This window comes from Pseudomonas sp. HY2-MNA-CIBAN-0224 (assembly GCF_040310285.1).
In the GTDB taxonomy this organism is placed as follows: domain Bacteria; phylum Pseudomonadota; class Gammaproteobacteria; order Pseudomonadales; family Pseudomonadaceae; genus Aquipseudomonas; species Aquipseudomonas helleri.
In genome coordinates this window covers 1-268 of sequence record NZ_JBEOPQ010000554.1, presented here as the reverse complement: position 1 = coordinate 268, position 268 = coordinate 1, and the positions used below count along the sequence as shown (strand labels likewise).

The 268-nt window shown below is 43.7% G+C and carries 1 protein-coding gene; it reads right to left on the bottom strand.

Translation table 11 applies throughout. The features are described from left to right. The coding region (locus AAEZ03_RS27545) for a hypothetical protein (protein ID WP_350583045.1) at positions 1-268 on the bottom strand (268 nt) is incomplete at both ends.

Genomic DNA, 268 nt, shown 5'->3' with positions numbered 1-268 from the left:
ATATCTAGATAATCGCCTCCGGCGCCTTTCATCGCTTTATAGGTATAAGCCATTTTGACCGAACTGAGTTCGATACCTTTGTCTGGCAACATTAGCTGTTGCAAGCGCGAAATCTCATCTATTTCGTCGCGGATCCACACTTGAGCAGCATTAAGCTGTGAAGAGGCTTCTGAAAATTGAAAACTTTTTAACTGGTACAGTAGCTTGAAATACAAGGCGCTAACATGATGCGACTCAACGCCGGCAGGTAAATCGAGCAAAATGATAC